Below are 23,936 nucleotides of genomic sequence, written 5' to 3' on the forward strand. Positions count from 1 at the left end.
GGGAGGCGGCCGCCATGTGGATCCGCGAGGAAGGCCCGGACGATATCGACCCGATCCACGACCTCGTGCGCAAGGCCTTCGCTGGCTTCCCGGGCGAGGGCAAGCTGGAAGGCCGCACCGTCGACACCCTGCGCGCCGACCATGCGCTGGCCGTCTCGCTGGTGGCCGACATCGACGGCCGGATCGCCGGCCACGTCGCGTTCTCGCCGGCGCGGCCCTCGCGCGACGGCGACCGCTGGTACGTGCTCGGCCCGGTCGCGGTGGACCCGGCCGACCAGGGCCACGGCGTCGGCGCCGCCCTGATCCGGACCGGATTGCGCGTCCTCCAGGAGCGCGAGGCCAACGGTTGCGTGGTGCTGGGCGACCCCGGCTACTACGGCCGCTTCGGCTTCCGTCCCGATCCACTGCTGACCCTGCCCGGCGCCCCGGAAGGCGCGTTCCAGGCGTTGCGCTTCACCGATGCCGGTTCGGCCGGCGAGGTGGTGCTGCATCCGGCCTTCGGCCACCACGAGGACGACTGGGTGCCCGAGCCGCACTGACGGCCTTCGTGGCACCGAGTGCCGGCATGCTGCACCACCCGCCTCGCTGTCCCTGAAGCTCCTGCCCCGTCGTCCCGGCGCACGCCGGGACCCAGCGTCTTTCGCCTGTAGTCCTGCATCGTCGCGAAACTGGAGTCACTGGGTCCCGGCGTGCGCCGGGACGACGGCATTGAACGCGCACACCACTGCGCGCGTCCCCGGCCGGCCGCACCGGCAGGCTAGAATCGCCGTCCCCTTTCCTCGGGTTTATCCGCAATGTCCAAAGTCCTGGTGATCGGATCCGGTGGCCGCGAGCACGCGCTGGCGTGGAAGCTGGCGCAGTCCCCGCGCGTGTCGGAGGTGATCGTCGCCCCGGGCAACGCCGGTACCGCGACCGAGGCCGGCTGCCGCAACGCGCCGGTCAAGGCCACCGACATCGACGGCCTGCTGGAACTGGCGCAACGCGAGGGCGTGGCGCTGACCGTGGTCGGCCCCGAGGTGCCGCTGGTGGCCGGCGTGGTCGACCGCTTCCGCGCCGCCGGCCTGCGCATCTTCGGTCCCACCGCCGCCGCCGCGCAGCTGGAGGGCAGCAAGGCCTACGCCAAGGACTTCCTCGCCCGGCACGGCATCCCGACTGCGTTCCACGCGGTGCACACCGAGGTGGACGCCGCACTGGCGTATATCCGGGAGAAGGGCGCGCCGATCGTGGTCAAGGCCGACGGCCTGGCCGCCGGCAAGGGCGTGATCGTGGCGATGACGCTGGAGGAAGCCGAGGCCGCGGTGCGCGACATGCTCTCCGGCAATGCCTTCGGCGACGCCGGCGCGCGGGTGGTGGTCGAGGAATTCCTCGAGGGCGAGGAAGCCAGCTTCATCTCCATGGTCGACGGCCGCACCGCGCTGCCGATGGCCACCAGCCAGGACCACAAGCGCGTGGGCGACGGCGACACCGGCCCCAACACCGGTGGCATGGGCGCGTATTCGCCGGCCCCGGTGGTCACGCCGGACGTGCATGCGCGGGTGATGCGCGAAGTGGTGGAGCCGACCGTGGCCGGCATGGCCGCCGACGGCGTGCCGTTCACCGGCTTCCTTTACGCGGGGCTGATGATCGACGCGTCCGGCGCGCCGAAGGTGATCGAGTTCAACGTGCGCTTCGGCGACCCGGAGACCCAGCCGGTGATGCTGCGCCTGCGCTCGGACCTGGTCGAGCTGGTCGAGGCGGCGATCGACGGCCGGCTCGACCAGGTACAGGCGCAGTGGGACCCGCGCCCGTCGCTGGGCGTGGTGATGGCCGCGCGCCCGTATCCGGACACGCCTGTCACCGGCGACGTCATCGCCGGCCTGGACGCGGTGCCAGCCGGCGCCAAGGTGTTCCATGCCGGCACCGCGCTGGACGCGGACGGCAACGTGGTCAGCGCCGGCGGCCGCGTGCTGTGCGTGGCCGCGCTGGGCGACAGCGTGTCCGACGCGCAGCGCCATGCTTACGCCGGTGTCGACGCGATCCACTGGGCCAACGAGTTCCACCGCCGCGACATCGGCTGGCGCGCGATCGAGCGCGAGCGCGGCTGAGCCGCAAGACACCGTAGGGCGCGGCCGCTGTCTTGTAGGAGCTGACTTCAGTCGGCGACACGAGCGTCGGGATCACGAGGACGTCGCCTGTGCCCACGGCGTCGGGTCGCCGGCTGAACCCGGCTCCTACATCAGCTGCAATGCCACCGCCCTTCTGTAGGAGCCGACTTCAGTCGGCGACACGGGCGTCGGGACCATGGGGGCGTCGCCTGGGCCCACGGCGTCGGTGTCGCCGGCTGAACCCGGCTCCTACAACAGCAGCGGCGTCGGCCTTCTGTAGGAGCCGAGCTTGCTGGCGACACGGGCGTTGGAATCACGATGGCGTTCCCTGCCCGCGCCCTGCCACCGGCAAGCCAGCTCCTGCAACAGGAGTGTCAGCGACCTGCCGCCTCCACGCCACGGCCCTCCAGGTAGTCCAGCGCCACCTGCAGCATCGCCCGCGCACCGACCTCCAGCGCCGCCTCGTCCGGCGCGTAGTGCGGCGAATGGTTGATCGGCACGGCCGCCGGGTCCTTCGCGGCCGGCGTGGTGCCGACGAAGAAGTAGGCGCCGGGCACTTCGTTGGCGAACTGCGAGAAGTCCTCGGCCACCGTCACCAGCGGCATCTCCACCGCATGCTCCTCGCCGACCGCGGCGCGCAGCGACGGCCATACCCGCCGCGCCAGCACCGGGTCGTTGACCGTGGCCGGCGCGTTGCTGGCCACCTGCAGTTCGGCAGTGCCGCCGGCCGCGTGCGCGTAGTCCCGCGCGATGCGGTCGAAGCGCGCGATCACGTCCTCGCGCACCGCCGGGTCGAAGGTGCGCAGCGTGCCGACCAGCTTCGCCTCGTCGGGGATGATGTTGAAGCGCACGCCGCTGTTGAACTGGCCGGCGGTCAGCACCACCGGGGTGCTGGCGATGTTGACCTGGCGCGCGATCAGGCTCTGCGTGCCGAGCAGGATCTGCGCGCCGATGGTGATCGGGTCCACCCCGTCCCACGGCCGCGAGCCGTGGGTCTGGCGGCCGCGCACGGTCAGGGTCCATTCGTCGGCGCTGGCCAGCAGCGGGCCGCTGCGGAAGCCGACCTGGCCCACCGGCAGGCCGGCCCACACGTGCAGGCCGAACACCGCCTCGGGCGTGAAGTCCTTCCACACGCCCTCGTCCAGCATCAGCCGGGCGCCGAACGGCGCACCCGGCTCGTCCGGCCCCTCCTCCGAAGGCTGGAACACGAACATCACCTCGCCCGGCAGCGAATCGCGGCGCGCGGCCAGCGCGCGCGCCACGCCCAGCAGGATCGCCATGTGCATGTCATGGCCGCACGCGTGCATCACCCCGACCGGCTGGCCGCGGTAGGTCGAGGTCGCGGTGGAGGCGAACGGCAGGCCGGTCTCTTCCGTCACCGGCAGCGCATCCATGTCCGCGCGCAACGCGATCCGCGGCCCGGGCAGCGCGCCCTTGAGCACCGCCGTCACGCCGGTACGGGCGATGCCGGTGCGCGGCTCCAGGCCCAGCGCGCGCAATTCGCGGGCGATCGCCTCCGCCGTGCGCACTTCATGTCCGCCCAGTTCCGGATGGCGATGGAAATCACGGCGCCACTGCACCATCGCCTCGCGCTGCGCGGCGGCGGCATCGGCCGGCGCCGGCGCGGCGGCCAGCAGCGAGGACGGGAACACGACCAGCAGCAGGCACAGCAGGCGCGGCGGCAACGGCATCGGGGAAATTTCCTGTCGGAGTGATCGATGGTAGCGCGACGCTGCCGGACGCCGGCCAATACCGGCATCTGCTAGGCTGCGCCCGCTTCGCGGAAGAAGTCGCCCGCTCCTGGAGTGTGCTTGGACTGGAACGACACCCTCGCCGCGCTCACCGCCGCGCTGGGCATCGGCCTGCTGATCGGCGCGGTGCGCGAGCGCCAGCACGCCGACCGCATCGGCAAGGCCGGAGTGCGCACGCATGCGCTGCTCGCGCTGGCCGGCGCCATCGCCATGGGCCTGGGTACCGCCGCGCTGCTGGTGGTGCTGGCCGCGGTCGCGCTGCTGGCGCTGGCCAGCTACCGGGTCAGCCGCCAGCGCGATCCGGGCCTCACCGGCGAGGTGGCGATGCTGGTCACCGTGCTGCTCGGCGCGCTCACCCACCACTCGCCCGCGCTGGCCGCCGCGCTCGGCGTGGTGGTGGCGATCCTGCTATGGGCCAAGGGACCGCTGCGGCGGCTGAGCCGCGACCTGATCAGCGAACGCGAGATGCAGGACGGCCTGGTGCTGGCCGCCGCCGCGCTGGTGGTGCTGCCGCTGCTGCCCGACGAACCGGTCGATCCCTGGGGCGTGGTCCAGCCGGCGATGCTGTGGCGGATCGTGGTGCTGATCATGGCGGTGGGCATGCTCGGCCACGTCGCCCGGCGCGCGGTCGGCGTGCGGCGCGGCCTGCCGGTGGCCGGCTTCTTCTCCGGCTTCGCCTCGTCCACCGCCGCGGTGGTCAGCTTCGGCCAGCTGTCGCGCGAACAGCCGGCGCTGCAGGCGGCCGCGACCGCCGCCGCGCTGCTGGCCAACCTGGCCTCGCTGTTGCTGCTGGTGGCGGTGATCGGCACGGTATCGCCCGCACTGGTCTGGGCCTCGGCCTGGCCGATGGCCGCTGCCGGCGCGGCGCTGCTGACAGCGGCCGCCACCGGCCTGCTGCGTCGCGACGCAACCGGCAACCTGCCGGCGGATCCGAAGGCGCGCGCCTTCCACCTCAGCCACGCGCTGCTGATCGCGCTGCTGATCGCACTGGTGATGCTGCTGGCCGAAGCGCTGCGCCACCTTTTCGGCGAGGCCGGGGCGATGGTCGGCGCGGCGGTCGCCGCGCTGGCCGAACTGCAGGCCGCCGGCGCCACCATCGCGCGCCTGGCCGCCACCGGCGGCATCACCCCGGCCGAGGCGCGCTGGGGCCTGGTCGCCCTGCTGGCCTCGACCACGCTGGCCAAGACCCTGCTCGCCTTCAGCAGCGGCGGCGCCGGCTATGGCCTGCGCGTCGGTGCCGGGCTGGTGTCGATGACCGCGGCCGCGGCGCTGGCAACCTGGTTCACCGCCGTCCGGTAGGCGTGGCGGACGCGCCTCCCGTAGCCGGCATCGTGGCACAGCACCACATGCCATCGGCCGGCCGGCGCGTTTCCGTATCGGTGACCCGCGCTGCGCCGGCGGAGCCACCACAGGATCAGACGTTGGCCTGCTCCGGCGGCAGGTCGGTGGCCAGCGGCGCGGCGCCGTGGCGGTCACCGCCGGTTTCCTGGCATCGCGCATCGAGCGTGTAGGCGGTCATCGACAACGAACCGTAGGCGTAGCCGTCCACCAGCACATCGGCCGGGCGCCCGGATGCGGCGGCCAGCCCGGCGATGTACAGCAGCGGCAGGAAGTGGTCCGGTGTGGGCACCGCCAGGTGGTAGTCCGGATGCGAAACCAGCGAGGGGATGTCGTGCGGCCGCTCGCGCATCAGTTCGCGCGCGCGCTCGTCGAACCGGCGCGACCAGTCGAACGCACCGTCGGGCTGGTGCCAGTCGATCGCGCGCAGGTTGTGGACCACGTTGCCGCTGCCGACGACCAGCACGCCGCGCTCGCGCAGCGCCGCCAGCTTCGCGCCCAGCGCCAGGTGCCATTCCGGCGGCTTGCGCGCGTCGATCGACAGCTGCACCACCGGGATGTCCGCGTCGGGAAAGGCGTGCACCAGCACCGACCAGGTGCCGTGGTCGATGCCCCAACCGTCGATGTCCGCGCCCACGCTGTCCGGCTTGACCGCATCGGCAACTTCCTCGACCAGCGCCGGCAACCCCGGTGCCGGGTACTGGATGTCGAACAGCGCCTGCGGGAAGCCGTAGAAGTCGTGGATCGTACGCGGCCGCGCCATCGCGGTGACCGCGGTGGCGTTGACGTACCAGTGCGCGGACACGGCCAGGATCGCGCGCGGCCGCGGCACCGCGGCGCCGAAGGCGCGCCAGGCCCCGGTGTAGCGGTTGCGCTCCAGTGCGTTCATCGGACTGCCGTGGCCGAGGAAGGCGGCAGGCATGAGCGGCGTGGTCATCTCATCTCTCCAGCATGTGCCGTTGCAGGAGCGGCATCAGCCGCGAACGCTGTGGCCTGCGAAGGGTTCTGGCAACCGGCCGTGGCGGCTGCGGCTGGTGCCGCTCCTGCACGGCGGCAAGGTATATGGGCAACGGTGGACAGCCTATGCCAATCCGGGCGTGGGCGCGCCGCGGGCGGGTGGAACGCAACGTTGCCATACCCATCTGCTAGGCTCCGCGCAGTCCCGCGGAGGCCCGCATGTCCGGCTACAGCCAGTTCTCGCTGCTGACCCAGCGCCGCTTCCTGCCCTACTTCATCGTCCAGGCCCTGGGCGCCTTCAACGACAACGTCTACCGCCAGGCGATCATCGGCCTGCTGGGGGCGATGGTGCTGGCCGGCACCCTGTCGTCCGAGACCCGTGCGCTCTACACCCAGCTGGCGCCGGCGATCTTCATCGTGCCCTACTTCCTGTTCTCGGCCACCGCCGGCCAGATCGCCGAGCGGCTGGAGAAGCAGAAGCTGATCGTGATCACCACCGCCATGGAGATCGCGATCATGTCGCTGGCGGCGGTCGGCTTCCTGCTGCAGAACATGCCGCTGCTGCTGGTGGCGCTGTTCTGCACCGGCCTGCAGTCCACGCTGTTCGGGCCGGTGAAGTACTCGATCCTGCCCTCGGTGCTGGCGCCGGAGGAACTGACCGGCGGCAACGGCCTGGTCGAGATGGGCACCTCGATGTCGATCCTGGTCGGCATGATCTTCGGCGGATCGATCTTCCTGCTCGCCGGCGCCGCCGGGCCATACGTGGCGGCCGTGTCGATCATCCTGCTGGCGGTCGCCGGCAACATTGTCGCCCGGCGCATCCCGCGGGTGGACGCCGGCGAACCCGGGCTGGAGGTCAGCTGGAACATCGCGCGCCAGTCGTGGCGCATCTGGAAGCTGACCCGCCGCCAGCTGGCGGTGCGCAACGCGGTGCTGGGCGTGTCCTGGTTCTGGTTCATCGGCACCGCGCTGACCGCGCAGTTGCCGGTCTACGCCGAGACCAACCTGGGCGGCACGCAGGCGCTGTACGTCCTGGGCCTGGCGCTGTTCTCGATCGGCGTGGGCACCGGTTCGCTGCTGTGCGAGAAGCTCTCCGGCCGCATCGTCGAGATCGGCCTGGTGCCGCTGGGCGCGTTCGGCGTCAGCGCGTTCCTGTTCGACCTGTACTTCGCCCGCCCGGGACAGGCGCTGGCGACGGGCATGAGCGTGGCCGAATTCGTGCGTGCGCCGGGCAGCGCGCGGATCATGCTCGACCTGACCGGCATCGGCCTGTTCACCGGCTTCTTCGTGGTGCCGCTGTTCGCGCTGATCCAGAGCCGCACGCCCAAGCGGGAAATGGCGCGCGTGATCGCCGGCATGAACATCCAGAACGCGCTGTTCATCGTGATGGCCGCGCTGATCGGGATCGCCGTGCAGCGGCTGCTGGGCTGGACCATCCCGCAGGTGTTCCTGGCCCTGGCGATCGCCAACACCCTGGTCGCGATCTGGATCTTCACGATCGTGCCCGAGTTCCTGATGCGCTTCCTCAGCTGGCTGCTGGTGCGCACCCTGTACCGGCTGCAGCTGCACGGCATCGAGAAGCACGTGCCCGACGAGGGCGCCGCGCTGATCGTGTGCAACCACGTCAGCTACATGGACGCGCTGATCCTGGCCGCGACCATCCCGCGGCCGGTGCGCTTCGTCATGTACTACCGGATCTTCAACGTGCCGGTGATGCGCTGGATCTTCCGCACCGCCAAGGCGATCCCGATCGCCGGCGCACGCGAGGACCCGGCACTGATGCAGCGCGCCTTCGACCAGATCGATACCGCGCTGGTCGAGGGCGAACTGGTCTGCATTTTCCCGGAAGGAGCGCTGACCAGGGACGGGGAGATCGCCCCGTTCAAGTCGGGCGTGGAGAAGATCCTCGAGCGCGCCGCGGCGGCCGGACGGCCGGTGCCGGTGGTGCCGATGGCACTGCGCGGCATGTGGAGCAGCATGTGGAGCCGGCGCAGCGAACGCGCCGAAAGCGGGCGGCTTGGCCGGATGCGGGTGCCGCGCCGGTTCCGCGCGCACGTGGAGGTCGTGGCGGCGGCCCCGGTGGAAGGCCAACCCTCTGCGGAGGAACTGGAGGCGATGGTGCGCCGGTTGCGCGGCGACGCCGCGTAGCTCACGCGGCTTTGCCGGCAACGGCCGGTCGGTTAGTCTTGCGGCGAGCGCGCGGGGGAAGCGCCGGCCGCGCCGGCACCGCCACTCTGATGTCCCCCGCGTTTCGCGCCCGGCCACGGGCGATGACGGCCACGCTGTAACGCACGATCCATCACCCGAACCGCCAGGAGGCAGTGCAATGAGCTACGTCCCGCCCCCCACCCCGACCGCCGCGCCGGTGAACGAGCCGGTCCCCAACTACCTGGCCTGGGCGATCATCTCGACCGTGCTGGCCACCTGCCTGTGCTGCCCGCTGGGCCTGGTCGGCATCGTCGCGATCGTGTTCTCCAGCAAGGTCAACGGCCTGCTCCGCCAGGGCGACATCGACGGTGCGCGCCGCGCCTCGGCCAATGCCAAGACCTGGTGCTGGGTCGCCACCGCGCTGGCGATCATCGGCCTGCTGATGAACATCTACTTCGTCTCGACCGGCGGCCTGAGCGAGTACCAGCAGATGATCGAGCAGATGCAGGCCCTGCAGTAACGGCTATGGCAGCCTCGCGCGCGCTCCGGATCGCTGGAGTGGCGTCGGCCGCGGTCGCGGCCGGCGCCGGCGTGTGGCTGCTGCGCACCTACGATCCGAACGCGGCGGGAAGTCTCTTCCCGCCGTGCATGTTCCACGCCTTCACCGGGCTGTACTGCATCGGCTGCGGCCTGACCCGAGCCCTGCACGCGCTGGTGCATGGCGACCTGGCCGGCGCTTTCGGGATGAATCCGCTGGGGATACTGGCGCTGCCGCTGATGGCGCTGATGGTGGCCTGGAGCCAGGGCTGGCAGCCGCGCGCGTTGCGACCGCTGATGGCGGTGGCGATGGAGCCTAAGGTGTGGTTGTGGGTGTTGCCGTCTTACTGGATCGCCCGCAACCTGCCGTGGTTCCCCTTCACGCTGCTCGCGCCCGGCTGAAAAACGTCACTTGGCGGTATTGCCGCTGGCGCGCGGCGGCGCGTTCATCGCCCTCGCGCCCGAGGGCCTGCCTGGCGCGGATCGCCCGCAATCTGCCCTGGTTTCCTTTCACCCTGCTCGCGCCGGGTTGAATTAAAGCCTCGTCCAAGCGGTCCGTCAGCTAGCGCGCGGCGGCGCGTTCCTCGGCTTCGCGCATTATTGCTTGCCTGGCGCGGCGCGGATCGCCCGCAACCTGCCCTGGTTTCCCTTCACCCTGCTCGCGCCGGGCTGAAACCATCGCTTGGCGGCAATGCCGCAGGCGTGCGGCGGCGCGTCTCCGGCATCCGTACACCCCACGACGGCCCTACGGACGCGCGGCACCGCCTCATTGTAGGAGCCGGGTTTAGCCGGCGACACGCCACGTCGGCACAGGCGACTGCCCCGTGGTTCCGACGCCCCTGTCGCCGGCTGAACCCGGCTCCTACATGTACATGCAGAACCGGTGCATGCCGGCAATCACGCAGGTGTTCAGCTGACCCAGCCGGCGATGATCAGCAGCGCCAGCAGTGCCAGCCAAAGCAGCAGCATGCGCCAGACCAGGCTCATCGCGTCGCGCAGTTCGACCAGGTCGCCGGCCACCGGCAGCGGCTGGCCCTCGCGCAGGTAGTCCTCGGCCTCCTCGGCCAGTTCGCCGCGGACCGCGGCACGCCCGCTGGCCTCGAGGAAGCCGCTGTCGGCCTGCCAGCGGTCGCCGCCGGCCGCGCGCCAGGCGCGGAACACCAGGTCGAAGTTGCCGGCCAGCGCCAGCGCCAGGGTCATCAACTGCGCCACCGGCCATTCCAGCCAGCGCAGCACCGCGCGCGCGCCGGCCGCGTTGTCCGCCGGCAGGACCGCCGCATCGGCCAGCGCCGCGCGCTCGACCAGCCGGTACAGCACCGCCCCGGCCGGGCCGAGCAGCAGGAACCACAGCAGCGGCGCGAACCAGCGCCGCAACCCGCTGCGCACCACCACGCCCGGCAGCACCGGCCCCTCGACGACCGCCGCTCCCGGTTCCGGCGCCAGCTGCGCCAGGCGCGCACGCCGGGTGTCCGGATCGGATGCGTCGAGCGCGGCCTCCACGTCGATGTCCAGGTCGCGCGGGCCCCAGGCGCAGACCAGAACGACCACGCCGAACACCAGGCTGGCCAGCCCCAGCACCCGGCCGTCCAGCGCGAACTGCAGCAGCGCCACCAGCAGTACCGGCGGCAGCACCGCCAGCCAGATGCCGTGGCGGCCGCGCCAGAAGGCGCCTTCGCGCGAATGCGTCCCCAGCCATTCCAGCCAGTGGGTGTACCACTGGAACTGGCGCAGCGACCCGCCCAGCGCGGGTGCGACATGCCCCAGCACCAGCGCAGCGATGACGGCGACCAGCGTAATGAACATCGGTGGGGACCCTCCCTGCGGCCGATTCTAGCCGCAGGCCGCCGCTTTGGACGCTAAGCCGGCGTGAGCATCGCCCCGTTCGCGTGCCAGTGCGCGATCAGCGAGCGTGCGATCGAGATCGGCGGCGCCAGCAGCAGGCCGTCGGCCTCGGTGCCATCGCGCCGCAGTGCCTCGCCGACCTCGGCATGGGTGAACCAGCGCGCCTGCTCCAGTTCGCCGTCCACGCGCGGCTCGTCCGGCTCGGCCAGCGCCTCGAAGCCCAGCATCAGCGCCCCGGGGAACGGCCAGGGCTGCGCGGCCAGGTAGCGGCAGGCGCGCACCCGCACTCCGGTCTCCTCGTGGACCTCGCGCGCCACGGTCTGCTCGGGCGATTCGCCCGGCTCGACGAAGCCGGCGATCACCGACCAGCGCCGCGGTGGCCAGCCGGCCTGGCGCCCCAGCAGCAGCCGCTCGCCATCGCTGACCGCGACGATCACCGCCGGATCCACGCGCGGATAGTGGTCGTTGCCGCACTGCGCGCAATGGCCGACGAAGCCGCCGCGGTCGAACCCGACCGCGCCGCCGCAGACGCCGCAGTAGCGGTTGCGCACGTGCCAGTAGAGCATCCCGCGCGCATAGGCGAACAGGCTGGACGATTCCGCCGGCCAGTGCGCCGCGGCGCTGCGCAGGTCGACCCACTGCGCGGCCTCCGGCACCGGCGCGGCGGCCGCATCCAGCGCGAACCAGGCGTCGCCCGCGACGCGGCCGAGGAACACCGCCGTTCCCGGCCCGCCGCCGAGCCGGGCGCCGCGCAGCGGCAGCAGGCCGCCGCCGGCATCGGCGGCGGCGCGGCCCTCGCCGTCGAGCACGATCAGGCGGGCGTCGGGCCAGGACTCGCGCAACGCCGCGGCGTCGCCGCGCAGCGCGTCGGCGCGGTCGAGCGTGGATGCCTGGAACGCGAAACCGTCGAGGGCGGCCGGGGAAGGCATGCGCCGGCCCGGCCGGGTCAGACGGCGAAACTGCTGCCGCAGCCGCAGGTGGTCTTGGCGTTGGGGTTGCGGATCACGAACTGCGCGCCGCTCAGCCCCTCGCTGTAGTCCACTTCCGCGCCCATCAGGTACTGCAGGCTCAGCGGATCGACCAGCAGCACGACCCCGTCGGTGTCCACCGCCATGTCGTCCTCGGCCTGGTTCTCGTCGAACTCGAAGCCGTACTGGAAACCGGAGCAGCCGCCACCCTGGATGTAGACGCGCAGCTTGAGGTCGGCATTGCCCTCCTCGGCGATCAGTTCGCGGACCTTGGCGGCAGCGGCGGTGCTGAAACGCAGCGGCTGCTCGAGTTGCTGGTAGCTGGGCAGGATCTCCATGGCGCCAAGATGGGGGCGGCGCGGCCGCCGATCAAGCCTTGGCGGCCTTGGCCGCGGTGATCGGGGTGGGCGCGGCCGCCTCCGCCGCCGCGCGCGCCTGCGACTGGACGTGGACCAGGCGGCCGGTGAGCTGGGCGCCGGCGGCCATTTCCACCACGGTGTAGTGGACGTTGCCCTCCACCCGCGCCTTCTGCGCCAGTTCGATGCGCTCGCCGGCGTGCACGTCGCCGGTCAGGCTGCCGTTGATGATCACCACCGGGGCGTGGATCTCGCCCTCGACCGCGCCCTGCTCGGCCAGCACCAGGCTGGCCGGCTTGCCCTCGGCGGCGGTGACCTTGCCGACGATGCGGCCTTCCACGTACAGGCCGCCGCTGAACTCCAGGTCGCCGCGGATGACCACGTCCGGCCCGATCAGGGTGTCGATGGCGAAACCGTCACGCTGGGTGGATTTGTTCTTGAACACGTTTACCTGCCTCCCCCGCTACCCGCGAGTTTTCCAGTCGAAAGTCTGATCGGTGCCCCCCGCGCCGCCCCGCAGGGAGACTCGCACACGCTGGGGGGTGAAATCCTTGGGCAGCATCACGTTGCCGGTCAGCTCCTGGAAATACCGGAACGAATAGTCCTGCCCGGGGGTGTCGGGGCGCTGGTGCAGCTCGTCCCAGGCGAGCGTGGCCAGCTTGCCGGCGCGCACGCCCTCCACCGAGAAGCGCAGCTGGCCCTGGCTGATCGCGCCGCGGTTCAGGTTCTGGGTCAGCACCGCGCGGTAGTTCCAGCTGCCGGCCTCGGTCGGCGAGAACTCGATCGAGTGCACGTTCAGGCCCTTGCGCTGGGCGGTGGCGCCGACCAGCCGCTCGTAGAAGGCCACGTCGGCGCGCAGCGCGGCGATCTCCTCGTCGCGCTCGGCCAGCGAGGACTGCAGTTCGGTGTTGGCCGCGCGGCTGATCTGGTCCGAGCGCGACAGGGTGACCATGCGCTGGTTCAGCTCGTCGAGCTGGCGCTTCTGCTGGGCGGCGCTGCGTTCGGCCGTGCGCAGCTGGTCGCGGGTGTCGCCCAGGCCCGGCGCGGCGCGCCAGGTCGCCAGCGCCCAGACCGCGACCAGCGACAGCAGCCAGACCACGCCCACGGCGATGGCCCAGCCGCGGCTCGAAAAACCGGGCTGGCGCGGCACCACACGGAAGCGGGGAACGGGATCGGTCATGTCGGAGCGGACGGGCCGGCGGCGGGCGGTTTCTGCCTATACTGCGGAACGGGCGGGCCAGTCTAGCCCAGCGCCGGCCCGCTCCGGGACCACATCGGCGCCTTCGCGGCGGCCAAGGGAGGAGTGCCCCATGACCGATGCCCACATCTACGTGATCGGGATCCTGCTGGCCTGGATGGCCGGGATCCGCGCCTACCTGACGGTGTTCGGCGTCGGCCTGGCCGGCCTGATGGGCTGGGTCGACCTGCCGCCGGCGCTGGAACCGACCCAGTCGTGGTGGGTGCTGGGCACTTCCGGCGCGCTGGCGCTGGCCGAGTTCTTCGCCGACAAGATCCCGGGCGTGGATTCGGTCTGGGACCTGCTGCAGACCCTGGCCCGGGTGCCGGCCGGCGCCTTCCTGGCCGCGGCCGCGCTCTCGCCCGATGGCCAGCTCGGCGCCGGCGCCCTGGCCGCCGGCGCTGGCGTGGCCCTGGTCAGCCACGGCCTGAAGACCGGCTCGCGCGCGCTGCTCAACACCTCGCCCGAGCCGGCCAGCAACTGGGTCGCCTCCGCCGCCGAGGACACGGTGGTCATCGGCGGGCTGGCGCTGGCGATCGCCCACCCGTGGATCGCGTTGCTGGTGGTGGTCGGCGCCAGCCTGCTCGGCGCGCTGCTGGTGTGGTGGGTCTGGCGCACCCTCAGCCGCGGCGTGCGCCGGCTGTTCGCTCCGCCACCGGCGTGAGGCGGCGATGGCACGCGTACTTGTCCTGGCGAGCGCTGTTGGTCACATAATGCGGTCCCAGCAGGGGGAAGACTGATGGCCGTACGAGAACCCGCTTCGGTGCCGGAGGATGCGGCTGCGCGCCAGCGCCTGCGCGCGGAAACGCCGCCGCCGCACTATTGGCGCAGGTGGGCGCAGGATGCGCTGCCGGACGCCGGGCAGGCCGCGCCGGCGATGACGGCCGCCAAGCGGCGGGCGCCGCCGGCCGCCCCGCAGCCCCCGGCGGCAGCGACCGCCGGGTCGCCGGTGCGGGACGCCGGCGCCGAATCCCCCTACCGCATCCTGATCGTCGAGGACGACCGCACCCAGGCGCTGTTCGCGCAGAGCGTGCTGCACGGCGCCGGCATGCAGGCCGAAGTGCAGATGCAGCCGGACGGGGTGATCGACGCGATCCACCGCTTCGACCCCGACCTGATCCTGATGGACCTGCACATGCCCGGCCTGGACGGCATGCGCCTGACCACCCTGATCCGCCAGCAGCCGGAATTCCAGCTGCTGCCGATCGTGTTCCTGACCGGCGACCCGGACCCGGAGCGCCAGTTCGAGGTGCTGGAGAGCGGCGCCGACGACTTCCTGACCAAACCCATCCGCCCGCGGCACCTGATCGCGGCCGTGTCCAACCGGATCCAGCGCACCCGCGCCCAGCTGCGCCAGCCGGCGCCACAGGCCAATGCGATGCTGCGCAGCCATCCGGAGACCGGCCTGGCCACCCGCGGCTGGCTGCTGCAGCAGGTCGACGAGGCGCTGCGCGAGGGCGCCAGCGGCGGCCTGTTCTTCATCGAGATCGCCAGCGCCCTGGGCCTGCGCGAGCGCTACGGCTATGCCGCCTTCGAGCGACTGATGGCCCAGGCCGGCATGTGCCTGGCGCGGATCGGCGCGCCGGCGCCGCTGGCGCGGCTGAACGACAACAGCTTCCTGGGCCTGGCCCGCGACCTGGACGAGTCCACCCTGGAGCAGCACGCGCAGCGCCTGCGCGCCGGCCTGGCCGAACAGGGATTCGCGGTCCGCGACGAAGAGCAGGTGCAGCTGCGCAGCGCGGTCGGCTACACCGCCCTGTCGATCGGCTTCGGCGACGCCGGCTCGGCGCTGGAGGCCACCGAGCGCAGCGCCCTGCAGGCGCGCCTGCGCAGCGACGGCGTGGCCGCCTACGTGCCGCCCAGCGACACCGAGGCGCAGGAACGCATGGCCCTGCTCGAGGGCCAGCTCGAACTGGCCTACCAGCCGATCGTGTCGGTGGCCGGCAACGAGCAGGCCCAGTACCAGGTGCTGCTGCGCCTGCGCCAGCTCGACGGCACCCTGCTGTCGGCCGGCCAGGTGGTGCCGGCCGCCGAGGCCAGCGGCCGCATCGCCGACCTGGACCAGCAGGTGATGGAGTACGCGCTGGACATGATCACCCAGCGCAACGCCAGCGGCAGCCCGCTGCGCCTGTTCGTGTCGCAGTCGCCGCGAACGCTGGCGCGCGAGGCCTTCGCCGACTGGCTGCTGCAGACGATCGCCAGCCGCGGCATCGACGGCACCTCGGTGGTGATCGACCTGCGCCTGGGCGACGCGCTGATCCACAGCGTGACCCTGGGCGAATTCTGCCGCCGGCTGATGGCCGCGGGCGTGCAGTTCTGCCTGAGCCAGTTCGAGCCGGGCACCGAGGCCGACGCGCTGCTCAACCAGCTGCCGCTGGGCTACGTGCGCATGGCCGCGCGCTATGCCGGCGCGCATGCCGATCCGGCGCTGCGCGACCAGCTGCGCGGAGTGATCGACCAGGCCCACCGCCTCGGCCTGCAGGTGATCGGCCAGCAGATCGAGGACCCGCAGGCGGCCGCGGCGATGTGGATGGGCGGGATCGACTACATCCAGGGCAACCTGGTCAGCTCGGTCGGCAGCGAGCTGGACTTCGACTTCCAGAACGCGGTGCTGTGATGGCGGCGGCACCGGCACAGCGTCGCGTGTGGCCGGTGCTCACCGCGATGGCCGGCGCCTGCACCCTGCTGGCCATCGGCCTGGGCCTGAGCGGCAACGCCCACGCGTCGTGGGGCCTGGTATCGGCCGGGCTGGCGCTGCTGGCCCTGGTGTCGGCGCTGGCCGCACTGGTGTCCAGCGGTGCGCTGACGCGCGACCTCAACGAGGCCAACGCGCGCGCCGCGGCCGCCGAGGACGAGTGCACCCTGCTGCAGCGCGACGTCAACCGCCACGACCAGCTCGAGCAGCAGCTGCTGCAGGCCAAGCGCGCGGCCGAGTCGGCGGCGATGGCCAAGGGCGAGTTCCTGGCCACGATGAGCCACGAGATCCGCACCCCGCTCAACGGCATCATCCCGATGCTGGACCTGATCGCGCGCGGCAACCTGGCCCCGGACCAGCGCGAGATGCTGCGCACCGCGCACGAGTCCTCGCAGCAGCTGCTGCGGATCGTCGACGACATCCTCGACTACTCCAAGCTGGAAGCCAACCGGCTGGAGCTGGAGATCACCAGCTTCAACCTGCGCGAGCTGCTGGAGGCGGTGCTGCAGCTGATGCAGCGCCCGGCCGAAGGCAAGGGCCTGCGCCTGGAACTGCAGATCGACCCGAACGTGCGCCTGCCGGTGCGCGGCGACCCGGTGCGCCTGCGCCAGGTGCTGACCAACCTGATCGGCAACGCGGTCAAGTTCACCGAGCGCGGTGGCATCCAGCTCGGGGTGCGCCGGCTGGGCGAGACCGCGTCGCAGCACATGCTGCGCTTCGAGGTGCGCGACACCGGCATCGGCATCGGCCACGCGCAGCAGCAGCGGCTGTTCCGCGCCTTCACCCAGGCCGACGCCTCGACCACCCGCCTGTACGGCGGCACCGGCCTGGGCCTGGCGATCTGCAAGCGCATCGTCGACCTGATGGGCGGCCGCATCGGCGTGCAGTCCGAGCCCGGGCAGGGCTCGACCTTCTGGTTCGAGATCCCGTTGCTGAAGGTGATCGGCGACGTGCAGATCCGGCAGACCGCGAGCGACGCCCGGCGGGTGCTGGCGATCACCCCGAACCTGCGCCTGCGCCAGCGGATCGCCCTGCTGCTGCCCAACTGGGGCATGACCGTCAGCATCGTCGAGACCACCCAGGAAGCGCTCGAGCGCCTGCGCCAGCAGACCGCGCCGGGGCAGGCCTCCGGCTTCGTGGCCGTGGTCGCCGACTACGACGGCCTGCGCCACAGTGCCCGCGCGCTGCACCGCGCGCTGCTGCGCACGCCGGCCTATGCCGACGTGCGGCTGCTGTGGCTGTACGGCGAGGAGGAAGTGCCGGAGGAACTGCGTGAAGGCGCCAGCCTGCTGCCACGCCTGGCGCCGGACGCGGACCTGCGCGGCGCCCTGCTGGAAACGCCGGCGCCGGCGCCGGAGCCGGCCAGGAACCTGTTCCCGGAAGAGGAAGCGCCCGCCACGCCGGCGACGCAGGCCGAAACGGCTCATGCCGGCCCGCCGCCGCGCCTGCTGCTGGTGGAGGACAACCCGGTCAACCTGCTGGTGGCGCAGAAGCTGCTGTCGGTGCTGGGCTACGAATGCGACACCGCGACCAACGGCGAGGTGGCGCTGTCGCACATGGCCAGCGGCAGCTACGACCTGGTGCTGATGGATTGCCAGATGCCGGTGCTGGACGGCTACTCGGCCACCCGCCGCTGGCGCGAGCACGAGGCCGGCCAGGCGCCCGAGAAGCGGCTGCCGATCGTGGCGATGACCGCCAACGCGATGGCCGGCGACCGCCAGCGCTGCCTGGACGCCGGCATGGACGACTACCTGTCCAAGCCGGTGGCGCGCGACCAGCTCGACGCCATCCTGCGCCGCTGGCTGCGTACCGCGCCGGCGCGCGGCGGCGCGCGTGCGGCGGCCCCGATCCCCGCCCAGGCGGCTCCGGTCGCTCCAGTCACTCCGGCCGTGCCGGCTGCACCCGTCGCCGCGACGCCCACTGCTGCCGCGACCCCGTCCCCTCCTGCTGCGCCCGCTCCCGGCCCGGCCCCCGCCGCACCAGCGGCGGCTCCCGCCACGGTGCAGCCGCGCGAACCGGTACCGGCGACCCCTGCCGCGCAGGCGACTCCGAAACCGGCGTCAGCCCCGGTCGCGAACGCAGCCCCCCCGCCCGCACCGGAGCTGGCGATGGCGCCGGACATGCCGATCTTCGTTCCGCCGCCTGTCGGCACCCCGGTCGAGCCGGCTGCTCCGGCTCCGGTCGAACCCCGCGCGGACGAGGCGCCGTCCGCACTGCCGCCTCCGCCGCCGGTGCTGGAACCGGAGATGCTCGACGAACTGCGCGAGATCGCCGGCGACGAGGCGCTGTCGATCGTCAATCTGTTCCTGGAGGATGCGCCGCGCCTGATCCGGCTGATGGAGCAGGCCTCGGCGATCCCGGACCTGGAAGTCATGCGCGAGGCCGCGCACGCGCTGAAGTCTTCCAGCGCGAACGTCGGCGCGCTGGCGCTGTCGGCCGCGGCCAAGCGCATCGAACTGGGCGCGCGCGCCCACGCGCTGGAACGGCCGGCGGTGGCGGTGGCCCTGCTGATCGCCGAGTTCGCGCGCGCGCGCGTGGCCCTGCAGGGCTGGCTGTCGACGACGGCCTCGGCCGCTCAGTCCTCGAGCTTGCTGAGCAGGTAGTTGGGCTCGCCGATACGCCCGATCAGGTCGAGCTGGGTCTCCAGCCAATCCACGTGCTCCTCCTCCGAGTCGAGGATCTTCACGAACAGCTGGCGGCTGACGTAGTCGCCGATGGAGTCGGCATAGGCGACGGCCTCGCGCAACAGCGGCAGGCCGTCCATCTCCAGCGCCAGGTCGCATTCGAGCAGCTCGCGCGGGGTCTCGCCGATGCGCAGCTTGCCCAGCGCCTGGAAGTTGGGCAGGCCCTCGAGGAACAGGATGCGCTCCGACAGCCAGTCGGCGTGCTTCATCTCGTCGATCGATTCCTTGTATTCGTGCTCGGCCAATTCCTTCAGGCCCCAGTTCTTCAGCATCTTGGCGTGCAGGAAGTACTGGTTGATCGCGGTGAGCTCGTTGTACAGCACCTTGTTGAGGTACTCGATGACCTTGGCGTCGCCTTTCATGGCCGCGCTCCGTGTTGCGGGAAACGGGCGCACTCTAGCGCGCCGCGCGCGGCGGCGAGGTAACGCGAATCGTGATCATTCGCCGGCGCAGCCGCCGGAAGGCGGGTTCAGGCCGCGCAGGCCAGCACCGGCAGCGGCAGTTCGGCCTGCATCTGCGCGATCATGTCGGCGGCCATGTCCAGGCAGGAACCGCAGCTGGCACCACAGCCGGTGCGCATGGTCAGTTCGCCGACGCTGCCGCAGCCCTTCTCCACCGCTTCGCGGATGTGGCGGTCGGTGACACCATTGCAGAGGCAGACGTACACGGGCGGGGACCACAGGCTGGAGCGACGCCGCCATTCCACCAAGGATGAGAATCGTTGTCAATTAGGAAGGACTCGCATGCCGACCGGCGGCGGCCCTTGTCGTTCAGCCGGATGAACGACGCCCTCGCGTCCCGCGCGGGCGCCGGCGTGGCCGCTCCTGCCCGGCGGCGGCGCTGCCGGGCAGCCAGGCTTCCTGGGCCGCGGCCGGCATGTCCCGCACGCTCGCGCCCACGCCCTCGGCCAGCGGCGCCAGATGGCGCAGGGCCCGGGCGTATACGCCGCGCTTGAAGGTCACCACGTGCTCGACCGGGTACCAGAAGTCGACCCAGCGCCAGTGGTCGAACTCGGGGGTCTCGGTCGCGTCGAAGCGCACCGCCGCCTCGTCGCCGACCAGGCGCAGCAGGAACCAGACCTGCTTCTGGCCGATGCAGACCGGCCCCTCCCCGCCCCGGCGCACGGCGCGGCCCGGCAAGCGATAGCGCAGCCAGCCGGGAGTGGCGCCGAGCAGTTCGACGTGCTCGGGCAGCAACCCGGTTTCCTCGTGCAGTTCCCGGTACATGGCCTCGGTCGGGGTCTCGTCGCTGCGCATTCCCCCCTGGGGAAACTGCCAGCCGTCCCGGCGCACGCGACGCGCCCAGAACACCTGGCCGTCTGCGCGCATCAGCACGATGCCGACGTTCGGCCTGTATCCGTCCGGATCGATCACGATGCGGACTCCAATTCGACTGTCTGGGACTGTGCCATGGCCCCGGCGGGCCGACAAGCGCCGATTGACAGCGCGGTCGGGAAGGTGAAAAATTCGCGGTTCTCCGCGTGGCTATGTAGCTCAGCCGGTTAGAGCACAGCACTCATAATGCTGGGGTCGGTGGTTCGAGTCCACCCATAGCCACCAACCCCCTAATTCAGGGGGATCCGAGGAAGTCCGAAGAAGTCCAAAAACTTCCTCAAAATCAGGCATTTCGGCACGTTTCATCGTCCGATGCAGTACGCCTGAGTCGGTGGCAATCCGGCAGCAGCCGTCGGTAATTTTGACGGTATCTGCCAACCTCTCGAAAGGCAGATACCGTCAGAGAGGTGTGTCATGCCACTTTCCGATACTGCCATCCGCAAAGCCGTCCCCGGCGCCAAGCCGATCAAGCTGATCGACTCCGGCGGCCTGTACCTTCGACTCATGCCCAACGGCGCCCGCTGGTGGCGTTGGGACTATCGTCGCCCGCTTACCGGGCAACGCAACACGCTTGGGCTCGGCGCCTATCCCGACACCGGCCTGGCCGACGCGCGCGAGAAGCGCGACGAGGCGCGCAAGCTGCTCGCTCGCGGCATCGACCCTGGCGATCAGCGCAAGGCGACCAAGGCGGCGCGGCGCCTGGCCGCAGCCAACAGCTTCGAGGTCATCGCTCGCGAGTGGCTGATGGTCAAGAAGCCCGAATGGACCTTGAAGCAGCACGAGAAGGAGCAGCGCCGGCTGGAACTCCATGCCTTCCCTTGGATCGGCCGACTGCCCATCACCGACATCACGGTGGCCGAGATCCGGCCGCTCCTGCAGCGGATCGCCAAGCGCGGCCATCTGGAGCAGGCGCATCGACTTCGGTTCCAGTTGAGCCGCGTGTTCAAGTACGCCATCGCCAGCGAGTATGCGACCCGCGATCCGGCGGCCGACCTGAGCGCGACCTTGCCTTCCCGGCGCAGCCAGCACTTCCCGACGATCACCGACCCTGAGCAGGTGGGCGCCCTGCTGCGGGCCATCGACGCTTTTGATGGCACCTTCGCCGTCGCCTGCGCCCTGAAGCTGGCGCCCATGCTGTTCGTCCGCCCCGGCGAATTGCGTGGCGCACAGTGGGCGGAGTTCGACCTGGACCATCTCGATGGCCCGCGTTGGAACATCCCACCCGTTCGCCGGAAGCTGCGCAAGGCGCAGAAGGAAGACCCGCGGACGCCGTCGCACATCGTCCCGCTGCCGACCCAGGCCGTCGCCATCCTCAATGAACTGCGCCAGGTCACGGGCTGGGGCGCCTTGCTGTTCCCGGGCGTCCGCGCCCGCAAGCGCCCAATCTCGGACATGACGATCAACGCCGCCCTGCGGCGGCTGGGCTATGACAGCCAGACCCTGACCGGCCATGGGTTCCGGCACATGGCCTCGACCCTGCTCAACGAACTGGGCTTCAATGGCGACGCGATCGAACGGCAGCTCTCGCACAAGGAACCGGGCGTGCGCGGCATCTACAACCAGGCCCAGCACCTGGCCGAGCGCACCCGGATGATGCAGTTCTGGGCGGACTACCTCGACCGACTCCGGGCCGGCATCAAGACGCCGCCGCCGATGCCCTCAGCGCCCGTGCACGCGCCCGAGGCGACGGGCTTCCTTACACCTACGCCTGCTTGGCATTGGCAGTCGGGCCTACCGATCAAGGTCACGGCCACTGCAGTCCTGGGTTCGTTGGAGACCGGGCGATGAGCGCTGCGTCAGTGGAGTTGACAGGGTTGTCAAAGTTGACAAGGTTGACGAATCGGATTAGGCTGCCCCTTCATCCGAGGGATGCCGCCATGCCCACCGCTGCCCGTACCGTGACCCCGCCTCCGCCGGCCGTGACCGAAGCGTTCGACACGGTGATCGAATCTCTGACCCAAGGACTCCATCGCCAGATGAAGGCGCTGGTCGGCATGCCCGAGCAGCAACTGCACGACTTGGCCCGCCGCTACGCCCCGACGCTCGATCTCGATCCCGAGACTGCTCAGGACCTGCGACTTCTGCGCGTCCTGCTTGACGGCCTCGAGACAGCGCAGGTGCGCGCCCGCAATCAGGAGGCGCTGGAGACCGCTCGCCAGCGTGCGGCCACGGTCAAGCACGACCTGGTCGCCCGAGGCGAGCTCGTGCCGGCTGACGAGTTGGGGAAGGCACTCGGCATCAGCCGACAGGCAGTTCACAAGGGAGCCAAGACCGGACGCCTGTTCGCGGTCGAGGCCGGTGGTCGGGAGCATTACTTCCCGTCGTTCCTCGCCGAGCAGGAACTGCGCGCCAACGGGCTAGAGGACGTGCTGTCGATCCTTGGTGGCGAGTCCGGCTGGAGCAAGTGGCTGTTCTTCACCACGCCCAGCGGCGCGCTGGGCGGGATGACCCCGCTGGAGGCGCTGCGCGAGCGCCGGCGCGGTGCGGTGCAGACCGCCGCGCGCGCCTACACCGAACGCTGAGCATCCATTCGCGTATGCTTGCCTCGCCTCCGCCCGATCTCGCCACGCTGTCGCTGGATGTGGTGCAAGTCGATCCCGCCGCGTGCGTGCGCATCACCCGCTATCCCGACACCGAACCGTTCTTCGGCAAGACCGGCGGCAACCGCTTCGATGATCCGCTGCGTGAATACGGGGTGTGCTATGCCGGCGACGATTTCCTGGTCGCCTTCGCTGAGAGCATCCTGCACGATGCGGTCGCGGTGTCCGGCGGGTTCCGTGTAGCCGAGTCGGAGTTGCTCGCGCGCCATGTCGTTGCCTTCGACGGAAGCGAACTGGCCCTGGCCGACTTGACCGGTATCCCGCTCAAGCGGCTGGGCGGCACCAACGACATCTCCTCGGAGGTTCCCTATGACATGCCGCAGCGTTGGTCACGGACGGTGTACGCGCATCCGAGCAACGTCGACGGCCTGCGCTACGTGTCCCGGCATCTGAACATCGGCTTCGCGTTCGCCCTGTTTGACCGTGCTCAGGTGAGGATGCGCCGTGGTACGTCCGTGCCGCTGACGGAGCATCCGCAGCTGGCGGCCGCATTGGTACAGTTCAACATCGCCCTGCTTTGAAACACGCTGGCAGCCGATCGCTTCGGAACTGCTCGATCACGTTGGGAGGTTGACTTCGCCAGGGGCATTCCACGCAATAAGCGGTTCATCGGGATGTCGACCCGGACGGGTCAGGTGCGCGAACAGCCATTGCAGTATCGGCGGATCCAGCAAGCCTGCGACGAACATCGACTGCCAGTTGTTCCTGCTTTCGTAGGAATCATCCTGTCTGTCTAGCTCCGCCTCCAGCAGCTGCCGAAGCTCGCCAAGATGATTGATGGCCTCGCCGAGCGCTCTAACCGCCAGACTCGGCCTACGAAGCATCTTGCTCCATTCGTCGCCCAAGTGTCCGCAGACTCCCGTCTTCTGCACGATCTCCCGGAAGTGGAACGCGATCGCCGCATAGTTGGCGTGTGTGTTGGGGATCGCGAGCACTACGCTCACCCTTGGCACTTCGCCAGGGTCCTCGAACTTGGCACGCACCAAGCGATCGGTCAGGCAATCATCGTAGTAGGGATGGAGCACTCGCTCGCCGGGGCCTTGACCCGCCAACAGGTTGCGTCGGCGGCTGTTGCATAGGCACGCCGGAACAAGATTCCTCGAAAAGAGGGAAAACTCCGGGAAACCGTGCTGAGGCAAATAATGGTCCAAGGTGCCACTGTGGAATGATCCGCACATCGGGCACGTCTTGTGCCTGCTCTCGGTGCGCATTGTCCGAATGTAGGCAACGTCCTTCGGTGGAGACTTGAAATGCCCCTTGAGCAGATCGCTCAGCTCCTGGTTCAGAGCCAAGCCACCAACTCCCCCAGGGTTCCCGCCAACTTGGGCGTACTGCACGTAGCTCGCCTGCACGTCTGCAACTATCGGCCGTAGCCGCGGGAAGCTGTCGACCCCCTCATTGTTCG

At 70.7% G+C, this 23,936-nt stretch carries 23 protein-coding genes and 1 tRNA gene; 13 read left to right on the forward strand and 11 right to left on the reverse strand.

All coding sequences use genetic code 11. The features are described 5' to 3' along the window. Positions 1-14 precede the first annotated feature (14 nt). Both WQ53_RS05340 and purD read left to right on the forward strand, forming a co-directional pair. On the forward strand, positions 15-539 hold the full coding sequence (locus WQ53_RS05340) for a GNAT family N-acetyltransferase (protein WP_052631113.1): 525 nt from the start codon (positions 15-17) through the stop codon (positions 537-539). Positions 540-794: 255 nt separating this feature from the next. Continuing rightward, positions 795-2,084 carry a phosphoribosylamine--glycine ligase gene (purD, locus tag WQ53_RS05345; protein WP_052631114.1) on the forward strand — a complete coding sequence of 430 codons (1,290 nt, stop codon included), beginning with the start codon at positions 795-797 and terminating at the stop codon, positions 2,082-2,084. A gap of 374 nt (positions 2,085-2,458) precedes the next feature. Here the strand turns inward: purD and WQ53_RS05350 are convergent, their stop codons facing one another. Further along, entirely contained in the window at positions 2,459-3,775 is a 1,317-nt protein-coding gene (locus WQ53_RS05350; protein WP_052631115.1) for an amidohydrolase, read from the reverse strand. Positions 3,776-3,895: 120 nt separating this feature from the next. On the opposite strand from WQ53_RS05350, the gene WQ53_RS05355 reads away from it, so the two are divergent. Further along, the gene (locus WQ53_RS05355; protein ID WP_052631116.1) at positions 3,896-5,134 is read left to right on the forward strand and encodes an MgtC/SapB family protein; all 1,239 of its coding nucleotides are present in this window, start codon (positions 3,896-3,898) and stop codon (positions 5,132-5,134) included. Positions 5,135-5,249: 115 nt separating this feature from the next. On the opposite strand, the gene ygiD is transcribed toward WQ53_RS05355, so the two are convergent. Then, a complete protein-coding gene (gene ygiD / locus WQ53_RS05360; protein WP_236685908.1) occupies positions 5,250-6,110 on the reverse strand; it encodes a 4,5-DOPA dioxygenase extradiol in 861 nt (286 codons plus the stop codon). Between the two features lie 239 nt (positions 6,111-6,349). Between ygiD and WQ53_RS05365 the strand changes: the two genes are divergently transcribed. The 3 genes from WQ53_RS05365 to WQ53_RS05375 all read left to right on the forward strand — a co-directional run bounded on the left by WQ53_RS05365 (position 6,350) and on the right by WQ53_RS05375 (position 9,217). Next, positions 6,350-8,278 (forward strand): MFS transporter, encoded by a 1,929-nt coding sequence (locus tag WQ53_RS05365; protein WP_052631117.1) that lies wholly within the window; start codon positions 6,350-6,352, stop codon positions 8,276-8,278. Positions 8,279-8,456: 178 nt separating this feature from the next. Beyond that, positions 8,457-8,798 carry a CD225/dispanin family protein gene (locus tag WQ53_RS05370; protein WP_052631118.1) on the forward strand — a complete coding sequence of 114 codons (342 nt, stop codon included), beginning with the start codon at positions 8,457-8,459 and terminating at the stop codon, positions 8,796-8,798. 5 nt (positions 8,799-8,803) lie between these two features. Continuing rightward, positions 8,804-9,217: a DUF2752 domain-containing protein gene (locus WQ53_RS05375; RefSeq protein WP_052631119.1), complete on the forward strand. Its 414-nt coding sequence runs from the start codon at positions 8,804-8,806 to the stop codon at positions 9,215-9,217. Between the two features lie 507 nt (positions 9,218-9,724). Here the strand turns inward: WQ53_RS05375 and WQ53_RS05380 are convergent. From WQ53_RS05380 to WQ53_RS05400, 5 genes are read right to left on the reverse strand one after another with little or no spacing between them, the layout of a single operon-like run. After that, positions 9,725-10,618: a hypothetical protein gene (locus tag WQ53_RS05380; protein WP_052631120.1), complete on the reverse strand. Its 894-nt coding sequence runs from the start codon at positions 10,616-10,618 to the stop codon at positions 9,725-9,727. A gap of 53 nt (positions 10,619-10,671) precedes the next feature. Then, positions 10,672-11,586 (reverse strand): NAD(+) diphosphatase, encoded by a 915-nt coding sequence (gene nudC / locus WQ53_RS05385; protein WP_052631121.1) that lies wholly within the window; start codon positions 11,584-11,586, stop codon positions 10,672-10,674. 17 nt (positions 11,587-11,603) lie between these two features. Next, positions 11,604-11,963, reverse strand: coding sequence for an iron-sulfur cluster insertion protein ErpA (erpA, locus tag WQ53_RS05390; RefSeq protein WP_052631122.1), 360 nt, complete (start codon positions 11,961-11,963; stop codon positions 11,604-11,606). A gap of 31 nt (positions 11,964-11,994) precedes the next feature. Then, positions 11,995-12,426: a bactofilin family protein gene (locus WQ53_RS05395; RefSeq protein ID WP_052631123.1), complete on the reverse strand. Its 432-nt coding sequence runs from the start codon at positions 12,424-12,426 to the stop codon at positions 11,995-11,997. Between the two features lie 18 nt (positions 12,427-12,444). Continuing rightward, positions 12,445-13,161, reverse strand: a complete 717-nt coding sequence (locus WQ53_RS05400; RefSeq protein ID WP_052631124.1) for a DUF6776 family protein — start codon at positions 13,159-13,161, stop codon at positions 12,445-12,447. 130 nt (positions 13,162-13,291) lie between these two features. Here WQ53_RS05400 and WQ53_RS05405 point away from each other — a divergent pair, with 130 nt between their 5' ends. The 3 genes from WQ53_RS05405 (at position 13,292) to WQ53_RS05415 (ending at position 18,516) form a co-directional block, all read left to right on the forward strand. Further along, positions 13,292-13,882: a DUF4126 domain-containing protein gene (locus WQ53_RS05405; protein WP_052631125.1), complete on the forward strand. Its 591-nt coding sequence runs from the start codon at positions 13,292-13,294 to the stop codon at positions 13,880-13,882. Between the two features lie 75 nt (positions 13,883-13,957). Then, positions 13,958-15,835 carry an EAL domain-containing protein gene (locus tag WQ53_RS05410; protein ID WP_052631126.1) on the forward strand — a complete coding sequence of 626 codons (1,878 nt, stop codon included), beginning with the start codon at positions 13,958-13,960 and terminating at the stop codon, positions 15,833-15,835. Continuing rightward, a complete protein-coding gene (locus WQ53_RS05415) occupies positions 15,835-18,516 on the forward strand; it encodes a hybrid sensor histidine kinase/response regulator (protein ID WP_236685909.1) in 2,682 nt (893 codons plus the stop codon). Before WQ53_RS05410 ends, WQ53_RS05415 begins: the two co-directional genes overlap by 1 nt. Here WQ53_RS05415 and bfr read toward each other — a convergent pair. The 3 genes from bfr to WQ53_RS05430 all read right to left on the reverse strand — a co-directional run bounded on the left by bfr (position 18,489) and on the right by WQ53_RS05430 (position 19,970). Continuing rightward, positions 18,489-18,959 (reverse strand): bacterioferritin, encoded by a 471-nt coding sequence (gene bfr / locus WQ53_RS05420; protein ID WP_052631127.1) that lies wholly within the window; start codon positions 18,957-18,959, stop codon positions 18,489-18,491. The two genes, WQ53_RS05415 and bfr, sit on opposite strands and share 28 nt — an antisense overlap. Before the next feature lie 107 nt (positions 18,960-19,066). Continuing rightward, the gene (locus WQ53_RS05425) at positions 19,067-19,264 is read right to left on the reverse strand and encodes a (2Fe-2S)-binding protein (RefSeq protein ID WP_052631128.1); all 198 of its coding nucleotides are present in this window, start codon (positions 19,262-19,264) and stop codon (positions 19,067-19,069) included. A gap of 103 nt (positions 19,265-19,367) precedes the next feature. Further along, positions 19,368-19,970: an RNA pyrophosphohydrolase gene (locus WQ53_RS05430; protein WP_052631129.1), complete on the reverse strand. Its 603-nt coding sequence runs from the start codon at positions 19,968-19,970 to the stop codon at positions 19,368-19,370. Between the two features lie 109 nt (positions 19,971-20,079). Here WQ53_RS05430 and WQ53_RS05435 point away from each other — a divergent pair. The 4 genes from WQ53_RS05435 (at position 20,080) to WQ53_RS05450 (ending at position 23,052) form a co-directional block, all read left to right on the forward strand. After that, positions 20,080-20,156 (forward strand) — tRNA-Met (locus WQ53_RS05435). Between the two features lie 189 nt (positions 20,157-20,345). Next, positions 20,346-21,719, forward strand: coding sequence for a tyrosine-type recombinase/integrase (locus WQ53_RS05440; RefSeq protein ID WP_082112856.1), 1,374 nt, complete (start codon positions 20,346-20,348; stop codon positions 21,717-21,719). 89 nt (positions 21,720-21,808) lie between these two features. Beyond that, positions 21,809-22,453: a hypothetical protein gene (locus tag WQ53_RS05445; RefSeq protein WP_052631130.1), complete on the forward strand. Its 645-nt coding sequence runs from the start codon at positions 21,809-21,811 to the stop codon at positions 22,451-22,453. Positions 22,454-22,467: 14 nt separating this feature from the next. Next, positions 22,468-23,052, forward strand: coding sequence for an RES family NAD+ phosphorylase (locus WQ53_RS05450; protein WP_052631131.1), 585 nt, complete (start codon positions 22,468-22,470; stop codon positions 23,050-23,052). A gap of 36 nt (positions 23,053-23,088) precedes the next feature. On the opposite strand, the gene WQ53_RS16610 is transcribed toward WQ53_RS05450, so the two are convergent. Then, entirely contained in the window at positions 23,089-23,823 is a 735-nt protein-coding gene (locus tag WQ53_RS16610) for a hypothetical protein (protein WP_144409227.1), read from the reverse strand. Positions 23,824-23,936: the final 113 nt, after the last annotated feature.

Source organism: Pseudoxanthomonas suwonensis, from assembly GCF_000972865.1.
Taxonomy (GTDB): Bacteria; Pseudomonadota; Gammaproteobacteria; order Xanthomonadales; family Xanthomonadaceae; genus Pseudoxanthomonas; species Pseudoxanthomonas suwonensis_B.

What these genes read in the sequence shown, in the direction of transcription:
- WQ53_RS05445 (WP_052631130.1), top strand. Translation starts at nt 21,809, where the DNA reads ATGCCCACCGCTGCCCGTACCGTGACCCCGCCTCCGCCGGCCGTGACC.
- WQ53_RS05340 (WP_052631113.1), top strand. Translation starts at nt 15, where the DNA reads ATGTGGATCCGCGAGGAAGGCCCGGACGATATCGACCCGATCCACGAC.
- WQ53_RS05415 (WP_236685909.1), top strand. Translation starts at nt 15,835, where the DNA reads ATGGCGGCGGCACCGGCACAGCGTCGCGTGTGGCCGGTGCTCACCGCG.
- bfr (WP_052631127.1), bottom strand. Translation starts at nt 18,959, where the DNA reads ATGAAAGGCGACGCCAAGGTCATCGAGTACCTCAACAAGGTGCTGTAC.
- WQ53_RS05375 (WP_052631119.1), top strand. Translation starts at nt 8,804, where the DNA reads ATGGCAGCCTCGCGCGCGCTCCGGATCGCTGGAGTGGCGTCGGCCGCG.
- ygiD (WP_236685908.1), bottom strand. Translation starts at nt 6,110, where the DNA reads ATGACCACGCCGCTCATGCCTGCCGCCTTCCTCGGCCACGGCAGTCCG.
- WQ53_RS05400 (WP_052631124.1), bottom strand. Translation starts at nt 13,161, where the DNA reads ATGACCGATCCCGTTCCCCGCTTCCGTGTGGTGCCGCGCCAGCCCGGT.
- WQ53_RS05450 (WP_052631131.1), top strand. Translation starts at nt 22,468, where the DNA reads ATGCTTGCCTCGCCTCCGCCCGATCTCGCCACGCTGTCGCTGGATGTG.
- nudC (WP_052631121.1), bottom strand. Translation starts at nt 11,586, where the DNA reads ATGCCTTCCCCGGCCGCCCTCGACGGTTTCGCGTTCCAGGCATCCACG.
- WQ53_RS05380 (WP_052631120.1), bottom strand. Translation starts at nt 10,618, where the DNA reads ATGTTCATTACGCTGGTCGCCGTCATCGCTGCGCTGGTGCTGGGGCAT.
- erpA (WP_052631122.1), bottom strand. Translation starts at nt 11,963, where the DNA reads ATGGAGATCCTGCCCAGCTACCAGCAACTCGAGCAGCCGCTGCGTTTC.
- WQ53_RS05405 (WP_052631125.1), top strand. Translation starts at nt 13,292, where the DNA reads ATGACCGATGCCCACATCTACGTGATCGGGATCCTGCTGGCCTGGATG.
- purD (WP_052631114.1), top strand. Translation starts at nt 795, where the DNA reads ATGTCCAAAGTCCTGGTGATCGGATCCGGTGGCCGCGAGCACGCGCTG.
- WQ53_RS05365 (WP_052631117.1), top strand. Translation starts at nt 6,350, where the DNA reads ATGTCCGGCTACAGCCAGTTCTCGCTGCTGACCCAGCGCCGCTTCCTG.
- WQ53_RS05350 (WP_052631115.1), bottom strand. Translation starts at nt 3,775, where the DNA reads ATGCCGTTGCCGCCGCGCCTGCTGTGCCTGCTGCTGGTCGTGTTCCCG.
- WQ53_RS05440 (WP_082112856.1), top strand. Translation starts at nt 20,346, where the DNA reads ATGCCACTTTCCGATACTGCCATCCGCAAAGCCGTCCCCGGCGCCAAG.
- WQ53_RS05370 (WP_052631118.1), top strand. Translation starts at nt 8,457, where the DNA reads ATGAGCTACGTCCCGCCCCCCACCCCGACCGCCGCGCCGGTGAACGAG.
- WQ53_RS05410 (WP_052631126.1), top strand. Translation starts at nt 13,958, where the DNA reads ATGGCCGTACGAGAACCCGCTTCGGTGCCGGAGGATGCGGCTGCGCGC.